The following is an 18,582-nucleotide window of genomic DNA, read 5'->3' on the forward strand; positions in this document are numbered from 1 at the left end:
TTCAGACCTCCGCTTGAATAGGAATGGTGCGGCGTTTGGTGCCGCCAAACAGACTGGCCTCGCTGGCGCCGTCCGAGCAGCCGTTGCCAAAACTGAAGCCGCAGCCACCGCGCACGTCAAAGGTGTTTTCGGCGTATTCGCGGTGGGTACTGGGAATCACAAAGCGGTCTTCGTAATTGGCAATCGCCATCACGTGGTACATCTCTTCCACTTCCCGCTGCGTCATTTGCACCTGTTGCAGTGCAGCCGTGTTGATGCGGCCTTCAACGTGTTTTTCACGTTGGTAGGCGCGCATGGCCAGCATACGCTCCAGGGCACGTTCTACCGGGAAGGTATCACCTGCAGTGAGCAAATTGGCCAGGTACTTGACCGGAATACGCAGTTGCTTGACATCGGGAATCTGGCCGTTGATGCCAATGTCACCGGCGTTGGCGGCCGCGCTGATCGGGGACAGTGGGGGCACATACCAGACCATTGGCAGCGTGCGGTATTCGGGGTGCAGCGGCAGGGCCACCTTCCATTGCACCGCCATTTTGTAGACCGGGCTGTTGCGTGCGGCTTCCATCCATTTGTCAGGAATGCCGTCGATGCGGGCTTGCTCAATGACTTTCGGGTCATTCGGGTCGAGAAAGATGTCGAGTTGGGCCTGGTACAGGTCACGATCACGCTCCACGCTGGCAGCTTCCTGAATACGGTCTGCGTCATACAGCAGCACACCCAGGTAGCGGATGCGGCCGACACAGGTCTCCGAGCACACGGTGGGCTGGCCGGCTTCAATACGCGGGTAGCAGAAGATGCATTTTTCCGCCTTGCCGCTCTTCCAGTTGTAGTAAATCTTCTTGTACGGGCAGCCGCTGATACACATGCGCCAGCCGCGGCATTTGTCCTGGTCAATCAGCACAATGCCGTCTTCTTCACGCTTGTAGATCGAGCCGGACGGGCAGCTGGCCACACATGCCGGGTTCAGGCAGTGTTCACACAGGCGCGGCAGATACATCATGAAGGTGTTTTCAAACTGGCCGTAGATGTCTTTCTGGATGTCGTCAAAGTTCTTGTCTTTGCTGCGTTTGGCAAATTCGCCACCGAGGATTTCTTCCCAGTTCGGGCCCCATTCAATTTTTTCCATACGCTGGCCGGTGATCAGGCTGCGCGGGCGGGCGGTGGGCACGGCTTTGGAGGCGGGCGCACTTTGCAGGTGTGCGTAGTCAAAGGTGAACGGCTCGTAGTAGTCGTCAATCTGCGGCAGGTTGGGGTTGGCGAAGATTTTCATCAACAGCTTCCACTTGGCCCCCTGGCGTGGCTCAATCTGGCCATTGGTCTTGCGAATCCAGCCACCGTTCCATTTGTCCTGGTTTTCCCACTCTTTGGGGTAGCCAATGCCGGGTTTGGTTTCCACGTTGTTAAACCAGGCGTATTCCATGCCGGGGCGGCTGGTCCAGACGTTTTTGCAGGTGACTGAGCAGGTGTGGCAACCAATACATTTGTCCAGGTTGAGCACCATGCCGATTTGGGCGCGAATTTTCATCAAATTTCTCCTTAAGCGTGGGTGGCTGCGGGTTCACTGGCCGAGCCTTCGTCGTCCAGCCAGTCCACCTTGTTCATCTTGCGCAACACCACGAATTCGTCGCGGTTGGTGCCAATGGTTCCGTAGTAGTTGAAACCGTAGCTGAACTGGGCGTAGCCGCCAATCATGTGGGTCGGTTTCAGCACAATGCGGGTCACCGAGTTGTGAATGCCGCCACGACCACCGGTGATTTCAGAGCCGGGGATGTTGACCAGTTTTTCCTGGGCGTGGTACATCAGGCACATGCCGTTGCGCACACGCTGGCTGACCACCGCACGGGCGGTTAACGCGCCGTTCAGGTTAAACAGCTCGATCCAGTCGTTGTCCACAATGCCTGCGGCCTTGGCATCGTCTTCACTGATCCACACGATCGGGCCACCACGGCTGAGCGTCAACATGTGCAGGTTGTCGCTGTAAGTGCTGTGAATACCCCATTTCTGGTGCGGTGTGATGAAGTTCAGCGCAATTTCCTTGTTGCCGTTGGGCTTGACACCCTGGATACCGTGGGTGGTTTTCAGGTCTACCGGTGGCCGGTAGCTGCTGAAGCCCTCACCAAACGCATTCATCCATGGGTGATCCATGTAGAACTGCTGACGCCCGGTCAGGGTGCGCCATGGAATCATCTCGTGCACGTTGGTGTAACCGGCGTTGTACGACACGGTTTCACTCTCGATGCCGCTCCAGGTGGGGCTTGAGATGATCTTGCGTGGCTGTGCCTGAATGTCGCGGTAACGGATTTTTTCGTCTTCGCGGTGGATGGCCAGGTGGGTGTGGTCCAGTCCGGTTTGTTGGCCCAGGGCTTCCCAGGCCTTCACCGCCACGTGGCCATTGGTTTCGGGGGCGAGTTGCAGAATCACTTCGCAGGCATCAATGTCGCTCTCGATCTTGGGCATGCCGCAGGTCACGCCCGCATCGGTGACCAGGCCGTTGAGTTCACCCAGTTGCTTGACCTCAACCTGGGTGTTCCAGCTGATGCCTTTGCCACCATTACCGATCTTGTTCATCAGTGGGCCCACCGCGGTGAAACGCTTGTAGACGTTGGGGTAATCACGTTCGACCACGGTGAAACTGGGGGCAGTTTTTCCGGGAATCAGGTCAATCTCGCCGGTTTTCCACTCTTGCACACCAAAAGGTTGCGCCAGCTCGCCAGCCGAGTCGTGCATGATGGGGGTGAGCACCATGTCGCGCTCCACGCCCAGGTGACCAATACACAGCTCACTGAACTTCTTGGCAAAACCTTTGTAGATTTCCCAGTCACTGCGCGACTGCCAGGCTGGGTCGACGGCAGCACTCAAGGGGTGAATGAACGGGTGCATGTCACTGGTGTTCATGTCGTTCTTTTCATACCAGGTGGCGGTGGGCAGCACGATGTCCGAGTACAGGCAGGTGGTGCTCATGCGGAAGTCCAGCGTCACCACCAGATCGAGCTTGCCCTCGGGAGCCTGGTCGTGCCACACCACCTCTTTCGGGCGGCCTTCTTCAGCGCCCAAGTCTTTACCCTGCACACCATGGGTGGTGCCCAGCAAGTGTTTCATGAAGTATTCGTGGCCTTTGCCGCTGGAGCCCAGAATGTTGGAGCGCCAGACAAACATGTTGCGTGGCCAGTTGTTGGGGTGATCCGGGTCTTCGCAGCTCATGGTTTGGCTGCCGTCTTTCAGGCCCTGAATCAGGTAGTCCTTGGGCTCCAAGTTGGCCTTTGCGGCATCACGCACCAGTTGCAGTGGGTTGGTCTTGAGTTGCGGTGCACTGGGCAACCAACCCATGCGCTCGGCGCGCACGTTGTAGTCGATCATGCTGCCGCCAAATTTGGTTTTGTCGGCCAGCGGCGACAGGATTTCATCGACACCCACGGTTTCATAACGCCACTGATCGGTGTGGGCGTAGAAAAAGCTGGTGCCGTTCATTTGCCGGGGCGGACGAATCCAGTCCAGCGCAAAGGCCAGCGCCGTCCAGCCGGTTTGCGGGCGCAGTTTTTCCTGGCCCACATAGTGCGCCCAGCCGCCACCCGACTGACCAATACAACCACACATCATCAGCATGTTGATGACACCGCGGTAGTTCATGTCGGCGTGGAACCAGTGGTTCATGGCAGCACCAATGATCACCATCGATTTGCCATGGGTTTTGTCGGCGTTTTCAGCAAACTGGCGCGCCACGGTGATGAGCTGTTCACGGGGTGTGCCGGTGATGCGTTCCTGCCAGGCTGGGGTGTAGGGCGTGTCGTCGTTGAAATCCTTGGCCGCCATTTCACCCGCCAGGCCGCGGGCCACGCCGTAGTTGGCCACTTGCAGGTCAAACACGGTGGCCACCAAGGCCTCACGCTGGTCACCTTCTTTGCCGAGTGCAATACGTTGCACCGGCACGGTGCGCACCAGCACATTGTTGGCTGCATCACCGGTGGCGTTGTTGGGGAAGTGTTCGCTGACGATGCCGCCAAAGTAGGGAAAACCGACCTTGGCGGTCTCGCTGCTGGCAGCATCACCTTCCATCACCGTGAGTTTGAGCTTGACATCGGTGCCATGGCGGGCTTCTTTGGCTTGCAGGTTCCATTGGCCGGCATCAGCCCGGCCGTCTGGGCCCCAGCGGAAACCAATGGCACCATTGGGCAGCACCACTTTGCCACTCATGTCCAGCGCCACGGTTTTCCACTCGGGGTTGTTGGCTTGGCCGAGCTTGCCATTGAAGTCGCTGGCACGTACATAGCGATCCGGCACCATGATGGTTTCACCGCTGGGCAGGGTTTGCTCTTTGAGCATCACCAGCATCGGCATGTCGGTGTAGCGGCGCACGTAATCGTCAAAGTAGGTGCTGCGCTCACCCTTGTCCGGAAAGTAGAACTCTTTCAGAATCACATGGCCCATGGCCATGGCCACGGCGGCATCGGTACCTTGTTTGGGCTTCATCCAGATGTCGGACAGTTTGGCCACTTCCGAATAGTCGGGGGTGACTGCTACGGTCTTGGTGCCTTTGTAGCGCACTTCGGTGAAAAAGTGAGCATCGGGCGTGCGGGTTTGCGGGATGTTGGAACCCCAGGCAATGATGTAGCTGCTGTTGTACCAGTCGGCCGACTCGGGCACGTCGGTTTGCTCGCCCCAGACTTGCGGGCTGGACGGGGGCAGGTCGCAGTACCAGTCGTAAAAGCTGATCGGCACGCCACCAATCAACCCCAGGTAGCGGCTGCCGGCGGCGTAAGACACCATCGACATGGCCGGGATAGGCGAAAAGCCAACGATGCGGTCAGGCCCGTGTTGTTTGATGGTGTAGATGTTGGCTGCAGCCACCATCTCGTTGACTTCGTCCCAGCCCGAGCGCACAAAACCACCCATGCCGCGCTGGGTTTGGTAACTCTTGCGCTTGGCATCAGATTGGGCAATCGAGGCCCAGGCTTCAACCGGAGCCTGGGTTTGGCGGGCTTCGCGCCAGAGTTTCAGCAGACCACCACGCACCATCGGGTATTTGACGCGGTTGGCACTGTACAAATACCAGCTGTAGCTGGCACCGCGGGCGCAGCCGCGGGGTTCATGGTTGGGCATGTCCCAGCGGGTGCGGGGGTAGTCGGTTTGCTGGGTTTCCCAGGTGACGATGCCGCCTTTGACGTAAATCTTCCAGGAGCATGAGCCGGTGCAGTTCACACCGTGGGTGGAGCGCACGATCTTGTCATGTGCCCAGCGGTCGCGGTAAGCGGCTTCCCAGGTGCGGTCTTCACCGGTGGTGACGCCGTGTTCACCCGAGAAGGATTCTCTGGGTTGTGAGAAATAAGTGAGTCGATCAAGAAAGTGGCTCATGGGTGTCCTCTTAAAAAATTCATATAAAAACAGGCTGTAGCGCTTATTTCGTATGAGTAAGTAGCTATTAAAAATGTAGTAAAAACGGATGAAGGCTGGGGTCCAATTTCCGCCGGAACGTGCTGCTTGGGCATGGCATCACTGTAGGTTTGGCGCCTGCTGGTGGCTATCCTTCTAAGGTACAGTTCTCGCAGCTCTGTAGAACTAGGAACGTGTTCACCCGGGTAGTTCGTAAGAACTAGGTGTGTAGGGCAAGGCTTGCAAGCTGGAGTGCAGAAGCAGGTTTGGGTAAGCCGATATTTATTGGATAAATGAGCTTCTAGCGCTCGTATTTATTGCGTAAGAAGCTATAAATTAGATAGTAACCAGACATGATCTCAAACACCAACCTGCTGCAAAACCTGGCGTAAATGAGCGCGCCTCAACTGCGCCGCCTGCTCACCGAACACCTGACCAAGCAAAAGCTTGGGCTTTATTGGGAGTCCAGCGCCATGGAGCGTGATGCGGCGTTGAATGCCAACATCGTGCTGGTCAGCACAAGCTGTGCTCAAGAACGAAATCGATGTGTTTGCGCAGGATGCACACAACCGGCCAGTGGGAGATGGGTTCAGTACGGCACGGCTGGATGCCACTTATGAGTTCAACACCCAGGAGTTGGCGTTTGCCAAGGCGCTTGATCGTGCTGACTTTGTGGCCTGGTGGCATCGCAACCCTCTGGCTAAGCCCTACAGCATTGCCTGGATGCGCGCAGATAGCCGCAACATGTTTTACCCCGACTTTGTGGTGTGCTTACAGCATGAGCCTGGTGAGGAACCCATGATTCGGCTGGTAGAAACCAAGCATGTTCTCAAGGATGCCAACCGCAAGGCAAGGCATCAGTCCAATACTTACAGCAAGCTGCTGTTTTTGACCAAGGATGCCCAGCGTTTCAAGATCGTGCAAGATGATGGCAGCCTGGGCGAAGTGGTTGACTTGGATGACCTGACCCGACTGCGGCAGTGGATGCGAGACACTGCACCTGTTGACATGGTGAGTTAAATTGGCCTGTGGTGCTTATAAAGCATGCGTAGACAGCTATCAATTTTGAAAAAATCAACATCAAGCCGGGTGAGCGCAGCACAGGCCAACGCTGCGTTGGTCAAGGGTTCCTGATTTCTGAGTCTGCACGCAGGTAAAACCACCAGTTCAGCACCAGACACAGGGCGTAGAAGATGGCAAAACCATACATGGCGGTTTGGGGTGTGCCCGCCTTGATTTGCGCACCGATCACCACTGGGGCAATGAAAGCACCGTAAGCCGCCACGGCGGAAGTCCAGCCCAGTACCGGGCCAGCTTGCTGGCGGTCAAAAATCATGCCCACGGTACGGAAGGTGGAACCATTGCCGACACCGGTGGCGGCAAACAGCAAGACAAACAACCACATGAAGGTGGAGAAATACTGCTCAGGCGTGGCCGAACCGTAGGCTTGCATCATCACGTAACCCACACCTACCGAGGCACCGACCATGATCACCGAGATGATTTGAGTCACGATGGAGCCACCCACTTTGTCCGAGATCCAGCCGCCGATGGGGCGTGTCAATGCGCCGACAAAAGGCCCGATCCAGGCGTAAGTCAAGGCCGACGGTGCATTCGGATTTTTCAGTGTGTGCTGCATGACACCGTTGGCATCTGGAATGTGGTTAACCCCAAAAATCACAGTGATGGCCAAGGGCAGGGCCAGAGCAAAACCAATGAAGGAGCCAAAAGTGACCAAATACAACGCGGTGAGAACCCAGGTGTGTTTGTTGCTGAAAATGGCGAATTGTTTGGTGATGTTGTCTTTCATCTCACCAAACGCGGTGACTTTGAGCACCATCAAACTGCTCACAATGATGAGCGGCATGGCCAGCCACATGTTGAGCAAGCCCAGCCCGGTCGGCTTGGGCAGGTACAAGTACAAGCCCACCGCTGCGGGCACAAACGACAAGGTGTAGAGCCAGGTGATTTTGAAGAAGGCCACCACCAGGTTGCCGGTGTTGGGGGACACTGTTTTCAGGTTGTTCATGCCAAAAAAGCACAAAACGGACAGCGGCACCAGGGACAACACCCAGGCGAAGCCCGCGTTTTGAATCCAGGTGGGCGTGCCTGCGGCGATTTTTCCGAAAATCCAGCCGCTGTCCTTCACCAGCGCCATGGACTCACCGCCCCAGCTGCCAAACAAACTCATGGTCATCACCAGTGGGATCACCACTTGCATGGTGGTGACGCCAAAATTGCCCAGACCCGCATTCAATCCCAACGCGGTACCTTGCAGGCGCTTGGGGAAGAAGGTGCTGATGTTGGACATGGAGCTGGCGAAATTGCCGCCACCCACACCTGACCAGAGGGCCATCAGTTGAAAGGTCCACAGTGGCCATTCTTTGTGCTGCAACACGATGCCGGTGCCAATCGCCGGGGCCAACAGCATGGCCGTTGTTACCAGGATGGTATTGCGACCACCTGCGATGCGAATCAAAAATGATGCAGGAATACGCATGGTGGCCCCCGCCAGGCCTGAAATGGCGGTCAGTGTGAACAGTTCCGCCTGAGTGAACGGAAAGCCCAGATTAAGCATTTGCACCGTGATGATGCCCCACATGCCCCAGACGGCAAAGCCGCATAACAGGCTTGGAATGGAGATCCACAGGTTGCGGTAGGCAATTTTTTTACCGGTTTTTTCCCAAAATTTTTCGTCTTCAGGTTGCCAGGTGGCGATGTCAGCGCCCGATGCTTTTGGAGTGCTCATAGGTTCTTTCAAGTTGGAAAAATCAGTGTTGCAGGGCAGTGGCTTTCGCCCGGGAGCCCATGTAGTCTTTGTTGCGCACTTCGGTCCAGTACATCCAGATCAGCGAGACCCAGACCACACCGTACATCAGCATGAAGGCGCTGGAGCGGATACCGGTCAGATCCATCAAGCCGCCAAACATGATGGGCAACAAGAAGCCGCCCATGCCACCGGCCAGACCCACAATGCCGCTGACGGCACCAATGTTGTGGGGGTAGTCATCGCTGATGTACTTGAAGACACTGGCTTTGCCAAAGGCCCAGGCCACCCCCAGGGTGAACATCAGAATGGTGAATAAATAAACGTTCAGCCCGATATGGAAAGTCTGCGGTCCGCTTACCGTTGTAATGGTGAGGTCGGTTTGCGGGTAGCTCAGCAAAAACAGGCAGATCCAGCTGATCCACAACACCCACCAGGTCATTGAATGTGCACCGTATTTGTCAGACAGCCATCCACCCACGGCACGCAAGACACCGCCGGGTAATGAGAAACAGGCGGCCAGCAAAGCGGCGGTGCGGATATCCAGACCAAACTCACCCACGTAGTACTGCACCATCCACAACGACAAGGCCACGTAGCCGCCAAACACGATGCTGTAGTACTGGCAATATTTGAAGACGGTGGGGTCTTTCAGGGCTTTGAGTTGTGCCAAGAAGGGCACCTGCTTGGCGGCGTGGTGGGCCGGGTCACTGTGTGAAAACAACCAGAACAGAATCACCGTGCCCAACATGATCATGGCGTACACCTTGGGCACCATGGTCCAGCCAAAACCCACCACCAGAGCGGGGGCCACAAATTTGTTGACTGCCGAGCCAGCATTCCCCATGCCGAAGATACCCATGGCAAAGCCTTGCTGTTTTTTGGGGAACCAGCGGGCCACATAAGGCGTGCCCACCGAGAACGATCCGCCTGCCAGGCCGACAAACAGGCCAATCACCAGGTAGTGCCAATAGGCGGTGGCGTAAGTCATCATCCAGATGGCGGGCACGGTACAGGTCATCAACACGGCAAACACAATGCGCCCGCCAAACTTGTCTGTCCAGATGCCCAGCGGCACGCGAATCAGCGAGCCGGTCAGCACTGGCATGGCCATCAACAAACCGGACTGGGTTGAGTTGAGATCCAACGCTTTTTTGATCGGAATGCCGATCACTGCAAACATCATCCACACCATAAAACACACGGTGAAGGCGAAGGTGCTGACGATCAGCACAGACAGGGCTTGCCCTTTCTTGGTCATTTCAAAAACTCCTTTTGGTTGCCAAGACTGTAGGTTTTGCCTGTGGGTTGGGGTATCCCTCTGTGGAACGGTTTTGCCTGCTCTCTAGAACTATGTGTGTCTGGACTCAGCTAGTTCTGAAGAACTATATGGGGTGAAAGTTGACGTAGGTTAAGTTTTTTCTTATTTGATTCATATAACATGAATGTTTTAATATTTACCGAGAAATAACCTATGACATCTTGTGCAACCGGTCACGTGACCCTTGATGCGATTTACCCTTTTGATGCCCGTGGTGTGGCCAAACGGTTCCGCCATGCCGCTATTTTTGGCGCACTGGACGCGTTGCGGCCTGGTGAAACCATGCGCTTTTGTAATGACCATGACCCGATTCCCTTGCTGCAGCAGCTCAATGCACGTTATGGCAACGCGGTGTCGATTCAATACGTTCAGCGTGAACCTGGCGCGATCGTGATTGACTTCATATGTGTGGATTGATGACCAGGAGCTAGTGAGCGTATCCGCATGTCGTTTCAATACTTACTTCACAGGAGTCCCATGTAATGAACCAAGTCAAAGCCAGTGGTTTTACCAAGCAGATGGCCCGCAACATGTTTTATGGCGGGTCGGTTTTCTTTATCTTTGTTTTCGCGGCACTGATCTTTGACAGCGAACACAAAATTCCGCAGCGATCCAATGTCGAAGCCATCAACCCATCCGTGGTACGTGGCAAGCATCTTTGGGAAACACGCAATTGCATCGGCTGCCATACCTTGTTGGGTGAAGGTGCCTACTTTGCGCCGGAGCTGGGTAATGTCTACAAGCGCCGTGGCCCCGATTTCATCAAGGCCTGGATTGCCGCCCAGCCGACCCACATACCTGGGCGTCGCCAGATGCCGCAGTTCAACTTCACGGAACAGCAGATGAATGATCTGGTGGAGTTTTTGCGCTGGACCGGCAATGTCAATACCGAAAACTGGCCACCCAATATCGAAGGCTGATCGTTCAAGCAGAACTGAATACACAAGGAACATTCCATGCAAGCGATAACTCTCAAATACAAGTCCCAAGGGGTTGCGAAGTACTACTTCGTGGCTGCCTTGGCGCTGTTTACAGCCCAGATCATTTTTGGCATTACCCTGGGACTGCAATATGTCATTGGTGATCTGGCCTTTCCGTACATCCCGTTCAACCAGGCCCGCATGGTGCATACCAACCTGCTGATCGTCTGGTTGCTGTTTGGCTTCATGGGCTCGGCTTATTACCTGGTACCCGAAGAAGCTGAGACTGAGCTTTACAGTCCCAAACTGGCCATGGTGCTGTTCTGGGTGTTTCTGGTGGCTGGTGCCTTGACCATCGTTGGTTACCTGGCGGTGCCTTATGCCAAGTTGGCAGAGTTGACCGGTAATGAGTTGCTAGCCACCATGGGGCGCGAGTTTCTGGAGCAGCCGTTGCCGACCAAGGTGGGCATTGTGATTGTTGCGTTGGGCTTTCTTTTCAACATCAGCATGACCGTGCTCAAAGGCCGCAAGACCAGCATTTCTCTGGTGCTGCTGATGGGCCTGTGGGGCCTGGCGCTGATGTTCCTGTTCAGCTTTGTGAACCCCGACAACCTGGTGCGCGACAAGATGTACTGGTGGTTTGTGGTGCACCTGTGGGTGGAAGGTACGTGGGAACTGATTCTGGGTGCCTTGCTGGCGTTTGTATTGGTCAAGACCACAGGCGTGGATCGTGAAGTGATCGACAAATGGCTGTATGTGATCATTGCCATGGCATTGATTACCGGCATTTTGGGTACCGGCCACCACTTCTTCTTCATTGGCTTGCCGGGTTACTGGCTGTGGGTGGGCAGTATTTTCTCTGCCATGGAGCCGATCCCCTTCTTCATGATGACGGTGTTTGCCTTCAATATGGTGCAGCGCCGCCGCCGCGACCATGCCAACCAGGCTGCGCTGTTGTGGGCCGTGGGTTGCTCGGTCGTGGGATTTTTGGGCGCTGGTCTGTGGGGCTTCATGCACACACTCGCACCCATCAATTACTACACCCATGGCACACAAATTACTGCCGCACACGGTCATCTGGCGTTTTATGGTGCGTACGTGATGGTGGTGATTGCCATGATCAGCTACGCCATGCCCACCTTGCGGGGCCGTGAGGCCAACAGCCGTCGTGCGCAAAATTTCGAGATGTGGTCGTTTTGGATTATGACCATCAGCATGGGCTTGATGGTGCTGGCCCTGACGGGTGCGGGTATTTTGCAAGTCTGGTTGCAACGCATACCTACCGAAGGTGCCATGTCGTTTATGGCCACACAGGATCAACTGCGCTTTTTCTACTGGTTGCGGGTGGCGGGTGGTGTCGGTTTCCTGCTTGGGCTGCTGAACTATCTGTACAGCTTCTTTGCTGCTCCCGGTGCGGATGAAGACGAAGTGAGTGTGCCTAACGGTACCCTGCATCGCCGGGTACGGGCTGTCTAAGCGCTTGTGTATGTCAGTTATTCCGTTCTATGCAGAGCAGGCCGGTGAATGTATGCTGTTTGAGCACGCATGGCAGCAGCAATTGCCGTTGCTCATCAAAGGCCCTACAGGATGTGGAAAAACCCGCTTTGTTGAACACATGGCAGCACGCCTGAAGCGACCTCTGGTCACCGTGTCATGCCACGATGATTTGAGTGCCGCTGATCTGGTGGGGCGCTTTCTGATTGGCAACGGCAGCACACACTGGTCGGACGGGCCACTGGCCCGCGCCGTGCGGATGGGTGCCATCTGTTACCTTGATGAGGTGGTGGAGGCGCGCAAGGACACCACGGTGGTATTACATCCGCTGGCCGATGACCGGCGTATTCTGCCGATTGAGCGCACCGGTGAGGAACTGGCGGCACCGCCAGAGTTCATGCTGGTGATCTCTTACAACCCTGGCTACCAGAATCTGCTCAAAGGGCTCAAACCAAGCACTCGCCAGCGCTTTGTCAGCCTGAGCATGAATTACCCCAGTTCGCAGGTCGAGGTGGGTATTGTGCAAAACGAGGCAGGTATTTCCGAGGCACAGGCCAAACAATTGGTGCAATTGGCCAAAGCCCTGCGTGCGCTGACAGAGCATGACCTGGAAGAAACCGCCAGCACGCGCTTGCTGGTGTCTGCAGGGAGGCTGATGGCATCGGGTTTGCCGTTGCAGCTTGCTTGCCAAGCTGCCATCATTGATGCGCTGACTGACGACCTAGCCACGGCGCAGGCGCTGGCCGAAGTGGTACACGCGCTGTTTGGCGATACCGCCTGACGTATTCCCGGCCATCTCATGAAGCAGCCGAAGCCGAGCAAGCTAGCCCCTGCACGATTGCAGCAGTGGCGGCTGGCTACTCAAATTGGTTTTTTTACGCTGTTTGTGCTGGCTCCGGCGCTCAACCTGTTGCGCTTTGACTTGAGTGACACCCAGCTCTGGTTTTTGGGGCAACGTTGGTCCCTGGGCATTGATGCCTTGGCCAACGGACAAATCAGCGCGACGGAGGCTGCGCTGCAACTTGTCTGGCGTGCCTTTGTGCCCGGCTTGTTGGTGGTGGCCGTGTTTCTGGGCATTGCCTACCGTTATGGCCGTTTGTATTGCGGATGGTTATGCCCGCACTTTTCGATGGTCGAGATGCTCAACAAACTGTTGCACCGCGCTTGCGGCAAACTGAGCATCTGGGACAAAAGCCCCACACCCCGACCAGGTGCAGCCCCCAATGCAGGCTGGTGGCCGCTGTTTGGTTTGAGTTGTGCCCTGATGGGGTTTGTTTGGGCCATCACCTTGCTCACCTACCTGCTGCCGCCCACCGTGATTTGGGGGGGCTTGATTGAAGGCACGTTGACACCTAATCAAACCCGATTTCTGCTGATTGCCAGCACGGTCTTTACACTGGAATTTGCGTTTGCACGCCACTTGTTTTGCCGTTTTGGCTGTGCTGTGGGTTTATTCCAAAGCCTGGCCTGGATGGCCAACCCCAAAGGCATGGTGGTGGCGTTTGCACGTGAGCGGGCGCGTGAGTGCAAAACCTGCGATGCCCCGCGCGGTTCTGCGTGTGACAACGCCTGCCCCATGCGTTTGAACCCGCGCAACATCAAGCGCATGATGTTTTCGTGTGTGCAGTGCGGCCAATGTTTGACGGCGTGTGATGCCACCCAGCAAGCGCAGCAGCGCACCCCCACGCTGGAATGGCAAGTGGGGGTGGAGGCCCTGCGTGAAACCTTGCGCCAACGCAAGCGTGAGCAAGAACACGAGCACGAGGAGCGGCACTGATGGAAGAGATGGTTGGACGTTGGTGGCACCAGACCATCACCAGGGTGACACGTCAGGATCACCCCGGAGCGGCGGTACAACTGCAGGACATGCAAAAGACCATTGGCATATTTTTCCGCGCTGCCGGTGGCCCCACCGCGCTGCGTTTTACCCCTGCCTCCATGCAGGCGGTTGGCGGTCAGCGGCACTGGTTGCAAAAGCTGGCGGGCAGCGGCCAACGTGCTGACACGGCCCAGCTGGAGCCGGATGTGTTGGCGCTCCCCGCCACACTGGCTGTGTTTGCCACTGCGCAACTCAACCGTGACCTGTACCTTTGGCTGGCCATGTTGTCGGCATGTTTTGTCCATCAAGGTGACTGGATCAACGACAACCTGATGGCGAGCCAAACGGCGCTGGCGCAGTTTCCTGGTTTTGCCACAAGATACCAGGCACTGTTGCTGGCCCACCTGGCGCAACGCCCCGATCCGGCACATTTGCACGGGGTGGCGGCGCAAGCGGAAGCTGCCGTGCAGGCCGCCTTGATGGGGCAGGGCCATGCGCAGTATGCCTGTCTGCCTCAGGATGTTGCTGCTGTCTGGCTGTGGCTGAGCACCAGTGCCATGGCCACGACAAATCGCCCGGCCAGTCACAAAGCTGCAGAAGCGCATCAGCAACCGGCCGAACTCAAGGACACGCAGCGTCGCCGTACCCAGGCCATCTCCCATGAACAAAGCCGCAACGCCATGGTGTTGCCGTTTCGCGCTGAAGCGCTGATGTCCTGGAGTGAAATGGTTCACGTCAACCGCAGTACGGACGACGACGAAGACGACAACGCCCTGAACGCAGCCAACGACATGGACAAGCTGTCGGTTGCCCCTGATGGGCAAACGCTGGCTTCGCGCGTCAAATTCGACCTGGATTTGCCCAGCAGCAGCGCCGACGACACGCCTGTCGGCCCCGGCATAACTCTGCCTGAATGGGACTATCGGAGCGCAATATTGCAGCCAGACCATTGCCTGGTGCAGGTGATGCAGGCGCAACATTGCGCCCCCTTCATGCCCTCGGCAGCTCTGCGTCAGACGGCCAAGCGCCTGCGCCGCCGCCTGGAAACCCTGCGCGATGCCCCACGCGCCGTGCATGGCCAGGATAGCGGGGATGACGTTGACCTGGATGCCTGGGTACGTTTTCACGCCGACCAGCTTGATGCTGCCACGCCTTGCAGCGACACGCCACCGATCTATACACGCCGGGCCCGGCTTGACCGCAGTCTGGCCACCCTGTTGCTGGCCGATTTGTCTTTGTCCACCGATGCTTACGCGACGGCGCAAGCGCGTGTGATTGATGTGATCCGTGACGCGCTGTTTGTGTTTGGCGAGGCGCTGCATGCGGCGGGTGACCCGTTCGCCATCTGGGGTTTCAGTTCGGTGCGCAGGCAGCATGTGCGTATGCAGCACCTGAAAACCTTTGATGAAACTTGGAGTGATGCCAGCCGCGCCCGCGTCGGGGCCGTCAAACCCGGTTATTACACCCGCATGGGCGCGGCCATTCGTCACGCCTCCCTGCAATTGGCGCATCGTCCCGAGCGCAAACGCTTGCTGATGCTGCTGACGGACGGCAAACCCAATGACCTGGACGTTTACGAAGGCCGCTACGGTCTGGAAGACACGCGTCAGGCAGTGCGTGAGGCGCACGCTGCGGGCTTGATCCCGTTTTGCGTCACCATCGATGAAAAAGCCCACGACTACCTGCCCATGCTGTTTGGTCAGAACGGCTATGCCATGGTGCACAAACCACAAGACCTGGTCAGGCAACTGACGCAGGCCTGGGCCACGCTGTCACGCCGGTGAACTCATCTGGCGGCAAGGCAAGTGCTGACAGGAAGGTAACCATCTTTCTGGTATTTGTATTAGATTCATTTAAAATGAATCTTTAATTATGCGGGGCTGTTTTATGACTTCTTGTGCAACCGCCCATACCTCCCCCGAGGCCAATCATCCGTTGGATGCTCTTGGTGTGGGCAATCGTGTCCGTTTTTCACAAATTTTGGGTGTGCCCGATGTGCCGCAACCGGGTGCAATGGGGCGGTTTTGCTTGTCTTTGAGTTGATCACTATGGAATTTCCTGCATTTTTCAAACGGATTCCAGACATCACCCTGTTCGATCCGTTGGCTGATTTTTTGGGTGCTGCTGAAGGTGGTTTGGTACGTTACGGCTACACCGATGCAGTCAAACTGGCAGGCCATTCGTGTCCGACAGTGGCATCTGCCTATTGGCTCGGGGTGCGTGCCCTGCAGCACCTTTATCCCGATGTGATGCCACAGCGTGGCAGCGTTGCTGTTGATCTGAGACAGACATTGGAGTCTGGCACCACAGGTGTGGTGGCCAATGTTCTGGGTCAACTGACGGGGGCTGCCAGCGGTGGCGGTTTTGCTGGCATTGGCGGGCGCTTTGTGCGCCGTGACCTGATGCACTTTGGTGTGGAGATTGCGTCTGAAATTCGCTTCACACGCATCGATACCGGCCAGGCCGTGCTGGCGCAGTCCCATGTGCAGAAGGTGCGGGCTGATCCACGAACCATGCCCTTGATGCAAGCCTGTTTGTCAGACACCGCCACTGCGGTACAGCGGCAAGAATTTGGCCAGCTTTGGCAGGCGCGTGTTGAGCAATTGTTGCTGGTGCATGGTTTTGACGATGCGGTGTTTGAACTCTTGGTCGTGTGAGGCAAGACCGGTGGCAAACACCCGCACGTTTTGTTTATTGAATCAGCAATTCATTGGAGAACAAGCATGACTTTTGTGGTGACCGAATCGTGCATCCGCTGCAAATACACCGACTGTGTCGATGTGTGTCCGGTGGATGCTTTTCGCGAAGGACCTAATTTTTTGGTGATTGATCCTGACGATTGCATTGACTGTGCCGTGTGTGTGCCGGAGTGCCCGGTGAATGCCATTTATGCGGACGAAGACGTGCCCGCCAATCAGCAGGACTTCATTGCGCTTAATGCAGAGCTGTCGCCCAAATGGAAAACCATTACCCGAACCAAGGCGGCGCTGCCTGATGCGGATGAATGGGCCAAAGTGGTGGTCAAGCGTGCCGAACTCAAGCGATGATCGCCTTACTTGCCATGGCACTGAACTTGTGATGCCCCGCTGGCGCTGGCACCACCTGCTGCTGGCACCGCATCGTCTGGCATTTTTTATGGGTGCCGTGATGCTGGGCACGACGGCGCTCTGGTGGATGGTTCTGTTGCTGGCGCACGCTTTGCACTTGCGATTGAGCCCAGTCGTTCCGGCCACCTTGATCCACGCGTTGCTGATGAGCCTGACTTATATGCCTCTGTTTTTTTGCGGATTTTTGTACACCGCAGGGCCCAAATGGCTCAAACTGCCTGCAGTCAGTGCGCGCAGTCTGCTGCCCGCACTGGTCACCCTGATGATTGGTTGGGCGGTCGCCTGGATTGGGATGCACTGGCAATTGCAGATGGCAGCCCTTGGAATGGGGCTGGTTGCATTGGGCTGGACGTCACTGACCCTGCGTTTTGCCCGTATGGTTTGGTGCAGCCGGGTTAGCGACAAGACGCACACCACGCTGGCCAGTGTCGCTTGCCTGATTGGTGCAGGGGTGATGTTTGGGCTGGCCGTGTCACTGGCGCTCAATTCAACGCCGCTGTTGCGCACCGGTATCCAAATGGGCATCTGGTGGTTTCTTGCACCGGTATTCGTTGTGGCATCACACCGTATGGTTCCGTTTTTCAGTGCCAGTTTGATTGAAATCCTTGATGCCTGGTGGCCCAACTGGGTGCAGATAGTCATGCTCGGCACGCTGTTGTTTGAAGGATTGGTCAGCGTGGTCGACCTGTGGTGGTGGCCCTTGCCGCAGGTGCTGCGCTGGCTGGAGGTATTGGTTGAGGCCCCACTGGCATTGCTGGTGCTGGGCTTGGCGTTGCGCTGGGGCTGCATCCAAAGCCTGAAGATTCGCTTGCTGGCCATGTTGCACGGCGGCTTCGTTTGGCTGGGTATGGCGTTGGCGCTCAATGCCATTTCACATGGATTGATGGCTTCCAGCGGCGATACCGTGTCGCTGGGCCTGGCACCCTTGCATGCCATGACCATGGGCTATCTGGGGTGCACCATGTTTGCCATGGTCACGCGGATAAGCAGCGGCCACGGTGGCCGGAAAGAGTCCGCTGACAACATGGTCTGGTGGCTTTACTGGGTGTTGCAGGCCGCCGCGATTTTGCGCGTCAGCGCCGCCATGGTTGACGTGTTTTCTCAGTCATTGATGCTGGCCGCCATTGTCGCTTGGTGTGTGGTGATGGTCGGCTGGGCGGTGCGTTATGGTGACTGGTTTGGCACGCCCCGGCCGGATGGTCGTGATGGATAAGGGGGCCGTGGCGGACAGCCCCCGATTGGCAGGTGATCTGGCGGTTTGGCTCATCATCCTGGCGGAATTGCTGGCGTTTGGTATTCTTTTTCTGTCTTATGTGTTTGCGCGCACTTTTGATGTGGCGCTGTTCAATGCATCGCAACGCACGCTCGATTTAAATTCTGGTGCCATCAACACGGCCTTGTTGATCACTGGAAGTTGGTGCGTGGTGCGTGCCGTGCAGGCCATCAAATGTGATGCATCGACTGTGGGCGCACGCTGGTTGCTGGTGGCTTTAGCCTGCGGCATTGGTTTTGTGGTCAACAAACTGATGGAATTTTCAGCCACGGCGCAGGCGGGCATCGATTTGTCAACGAATACCTTCTACATGTTCTACATTTTGTTGACTGGGTTTCACTTTTTCCATGTGCTGGCAGCCATGGTCTTTTTGACAATTCTGCTGGTCAAGACCCATGCCGGTCGCTACGGAAGCCATGACGTTCATGCGCTTGAGACAGGTGCCGCCTTTTGGCACATGGTGGATCTGTTGTGGATTGTGCTGTTCCCGTTGATTTATGTAATGCGCTGAAGC

Annotated in this window: 16 protein-coding genes; 12 read left to right on the plus strand and 4 right to left on the minus strand. The window is 56.5% G+C overall.

The window, feature by feature from the left end:
* Position 1: 1 nt before the first annotated feature.
* Positions 2–1,525, minus strand: a complete 1,524-nt coding sequence (gene narH / locus LDN84_RS08260; RefSeq protein WP_223911013.1) for a nitrate reductase subunit beta — start codon at positions 1,523–1,525, stop codon at positions 2–4.
* Between the two features lie 11 nt (positions 1,526–1,536).
* Entirely contained in the window at positions 1,537–5,349 is a 3,813-nt protein-coding gene (locus LDN84_RS08265) for a nitrate reductase subunit alpha (RefSeq protein ID WP_223911015.1), read from the minus strand.
* A gap of 513 nt (positions 5,350–5,862) precedes the next feature.
* Here LDN84_RS08265 and LDN84_RS08270 point away from each other — a divergent pair.
* The gene (locus LDN84_RS08270; protein ID WP_223911017.1) at positions 5,863–6,387 is read left to right on the plus strand and encodes a hypothetical protein; all 525 of its coding nucleotides are present in this window, start codon (positions 5,863–5,865) and stop codon (positions 6,385–6,387) included.
* 100 nt (positions 6,388–6,487) lie between these two features.
* Here the strand turns inward: LDN84_RS08270 and LDN84_RS22865 are convergent, their stop codons facing one another.
* Positions 6,488–8,116, minus strand: a complete 1,629-nt coding sequence (locus LDN84_RS22865) for an MFS transporter (protein WP_255610507.1) — start codon at positions 8,114–8,116, stop codon at positions 6,488–6,490.
* A 22-nt stretch (positions 8,117–8,138) separates the two neighbouring features.
* Positions 8,139–9,395 carry an MFS transporter gene (locus LDN84_RS22870; protein WP_255610508.1) on the minus strand — a complete coding sequence of 419 codons (1,257 nt, stop codon included), beginning with the start codon at positions 9,393–9,395 and terminating at the stop codon, positions 8,139–8,141.
* Between the two features lie 213 nt (positions 9,396–9,608).
* On the opposite strand from LDN84_RS22870, the gene LDN84_RS08280 reads away from it, so the two are divergent.
* The 11 genes from LDN84_RS08280 (at position 9,609) to LDN84_RS08330 (ending at position 18,579) form a co-directional block, all read left to right on the plus strand.
* Positions 9,609–9,872: a DUF2249 domain-containing protein gene (locus LDN84_RS08280; protein ID WP_223911021.1), complete on the plus strand. Its 264-nt coding sequence runs from the start codon at positions 9,609–9,611 to the stop codon at positions 9,870–9,872.
* Between the two features lie 65 nt (positions 9,873–9,937).
* Positions 9,938–10,375: a c-type cytochrome gene (locus LDN84_RS08285; RefSeq protein WP_223911026.1), complete on the plus strand. Its 438-nt coding sequence runs from the start codon at positions 9,938–9,940 to the stop codon at positions 10,373–10,375.
* 36 nt (positions 10,376–10,411) lie between these two features.
* Positions 10,412–11,851 (plus strand): cbb3-type cytochrome c oxidase subunit I, encoded by a 1,440-nt coding sequence (locus tag LDN84_RS08290; protein ID WP_223911030.1) that lies wholly within the window; start codon positions 10,412–10,414, stop codon positions 11,849–11,851.
* Between the two features lie 10 nt (positions 11,852–11,861).
* Positions 11,862–12,650 carry a CbbQ/NirQ/NorQ/GpvN family protein gene (locus LDN84_RS08295; protein WP_223911035.1) on the plus strand — a complete coding sequence of 263 codons (789 nt, stop codon included), beginning with the start codon at positions 11,862–11,864 and terminating at the stop codon, positions 12,648–12,650.
* A gap of 18 nt (positions 12,651–12,668) precedes the next feature.
* Positions 12,669–13,646 (plus strand): 4Fe-4S binding protein, encoded by a 978-nt coding sequence (locus LDN84_RS08300; protein WP_223911038.1) that lies wholly within the window; start codon positions 12,669–12,671, stop codon positions 13,644–13,646.
* A complete protein-coding gene (locus LDN84_RS08305) occupies positions 13,646–15,472 on the plus strand; it encodes a nitric oxide reductase activation protein NorD (RefSeq protein WP_223911041.1) in 1,827 nt (608 codons plus the stop codon). Before LDN84_RS08300 ends, LDN84_RS08305 begins: the two co-directional genes overlap by 1 nt.
* A 103-nt stretch (positions 15,473–15,575) precedes the next feature.
* Positions 15,576–15,731, plus strand: a complete 156-nt coding sequence (locus tag LDN84_RS08310) for a hypothetical protein (RefSeq protein ID WP_223911046.1) — start codon at positions 15,576–15,578, stop codon at positions 15,729–15,731.
* Positions 15,732–15,736: 5 nt separating this feature from the next.
* Positions 15,737–16,345 carry a hypothetical protein gene (locus LDN84_RS08315; RefSeq protein WP_223911050.1) on the plus strand — a complete coding sequence of 203 codons (609 nt, stop codon included), beginning with the start codon at positions 15,737–15,739 and terminating at the stop codon, positions 16,343–16,345.
* Positions 16,346–16,411: 66 nt separating this feature from the next.
* Positions 16,412–16,735, plus strand: a complete 324-nt coding sequence (gene fdxA, locus LDN84_RS08320; RefSeq protein WP_223911053.1) for a ferredoxin FdxA — start codon at positions 16,412–16,414, stop codon at positions 16,733–16,735.
* A 31-nt stretch (positions 16,736–16,766) separates the two neighbouring features.
* Positions 16,767–18,008 (plus strand): NnrS family protein, encoded by a 1,242-nt coding sequence (locus LDN84_RS08325; RefSeq protein WP_223911056.1) that lies wholly within the window; start codon positions 16,767–16,769, stop codon positions 18,006–18,008.
* Positions 18,001–18,579 (plus strand): cytochrome c oxidase subunit 3, encoded by a 579-nt coding sequence (locus LDN84_RS08330; RefSeq protein WP_223911059.1) that lies wholly within the window; start codon positions 18,001–18,003, stop codon positions 18,577–18,579. The genes LDN84_RS08325 and LDN84_RS08330 overlap by 8 nt, the downstream gene beginning before the upstream one ends.
* Positions 18,580–18,582 lie beyond the last annotated feature (3 nt).

The sequence above is a fragment of the Rhodoferax lithotrophicus genome, from assembly GCF_019973615.1.
GTDB classification, from domain to species: Bacteria; Pseudomonadota; Gammaproteobacteria; order Burkholderiales; family Burkholderiaceae_C; genus Rhodoferax; species Rhodoferax lithotrophicus.

Bases quoted from the DNA above. Each gene is read 5' to 3' on its own strand.
- LDN84_RS08310 (WP_223911046.1), top strand. From the start codon at position 15,576: ATGACTTCTTGTGCAACCGCCCATACCTCCCCCGAGGCCAATCATCCG.
- LDN84_RS08300 (WP_223911038.1), top strand. From the start codon at position 12,669: ATGAAGCAGCCGAAGCCGAGCAAGCTAGCCCCTGCACGATTGCAGCAG.
- LDN84_RS08265 (WP_223911015.1), bottom strand. From the start codon at position 5,349: ATGAGCCACTTTCTTGATCGACTCACTTATTTCTCACAACCCAGAGAA.
- LDN84_RS08330 (WP_223911059.1), top strand. From the start codon at position 18,001: ATGGATAAGGGGGCCGTGGCGGACAGCCCCCGATTGGCAGGTGATCTG.
- narH (WP_223911013.1), bottom strand. From the start codon at position 1,525: ATGAAAATTCGCGCCCAAATCGGCATGGTGCTCAACCTGGACAAATGT.
- LDN84_RS08295 (WP_223911035.1), top strand. From the start codon at position 11,862: ATGTCAGTTATTCCGTTCTATGCAGAGCAGGCCGGTGAATGTATGCTG.
- LDN84_RS22870 (WP_255610508.1), bottom strand. From the start codon at position 9,395: ATGACCAAGAAAGGGCAAGCCCTGTCTGTGCTGATCGTCAGCACCTTC.
- LDN84_RS08270 (WP_223911017.1), top strand. From the start codon at position 5,863: ATGCCAACATCGTGCTGGTCAGCACAAGCTGTGCTCAAGAACGAAATC.
- LDN84_RS08315 (WP_223911050.1), top strand. From the start codon at position 15,737: ATGGAATTTCCTGCATTTTTCAAACGGATTCCAGACATCACCCTGTTC.
- fdxA (WP_223911053.1), top strand. From the start codon at position 16,412: ATGACTTTTGTGGTGACCGAATCGTGCATCCGCTGCAAATACACCGAC.
- LDN84_RS22865 (WP_255610507.1), bottom strand. From the start codon at position 8,116: ATGAGCACTCCAAAAGCATCGGGCGCTGACATCGCCACCTGGCAACCT.
- LDN84_RS08305 (WP_223911041.1), top strand. From the start codon at position 13,646: ATGGAAGAGATGGTTGGACGTTGGTGGCACCAGACCATCACCAGGGTG.
- LDN84_RS08280 (WP_223911021.1), top strand. From the start codon at position 9,609: ATGACATCTTGTGCAACCGGTCACGTGACCCTTGATGCGATTTACCCT.
- LDN84_RS08285 (WP_223911026.1), top strand. From the start codon at position 9,938: ATGAACCAAGTCAAAGCCAGTGGTTTTACCAAGCAGATGGCCCGCAAC.
- LDN84_RS08325 (WP_223911056.1), top strand. From the start codon at position 16,767: ATGCCCCGCTGGCGCTGGCACCACCTGCTGCTGGCACCGCATCGTCTG.
- LDN84_RS08290 (WP_223911030.1), top strand. From the start codon at position 10,412: ATGCAAGCGATAACTCTCAAATACAAGTCCCAAGGGGTTGCGAAGTAC.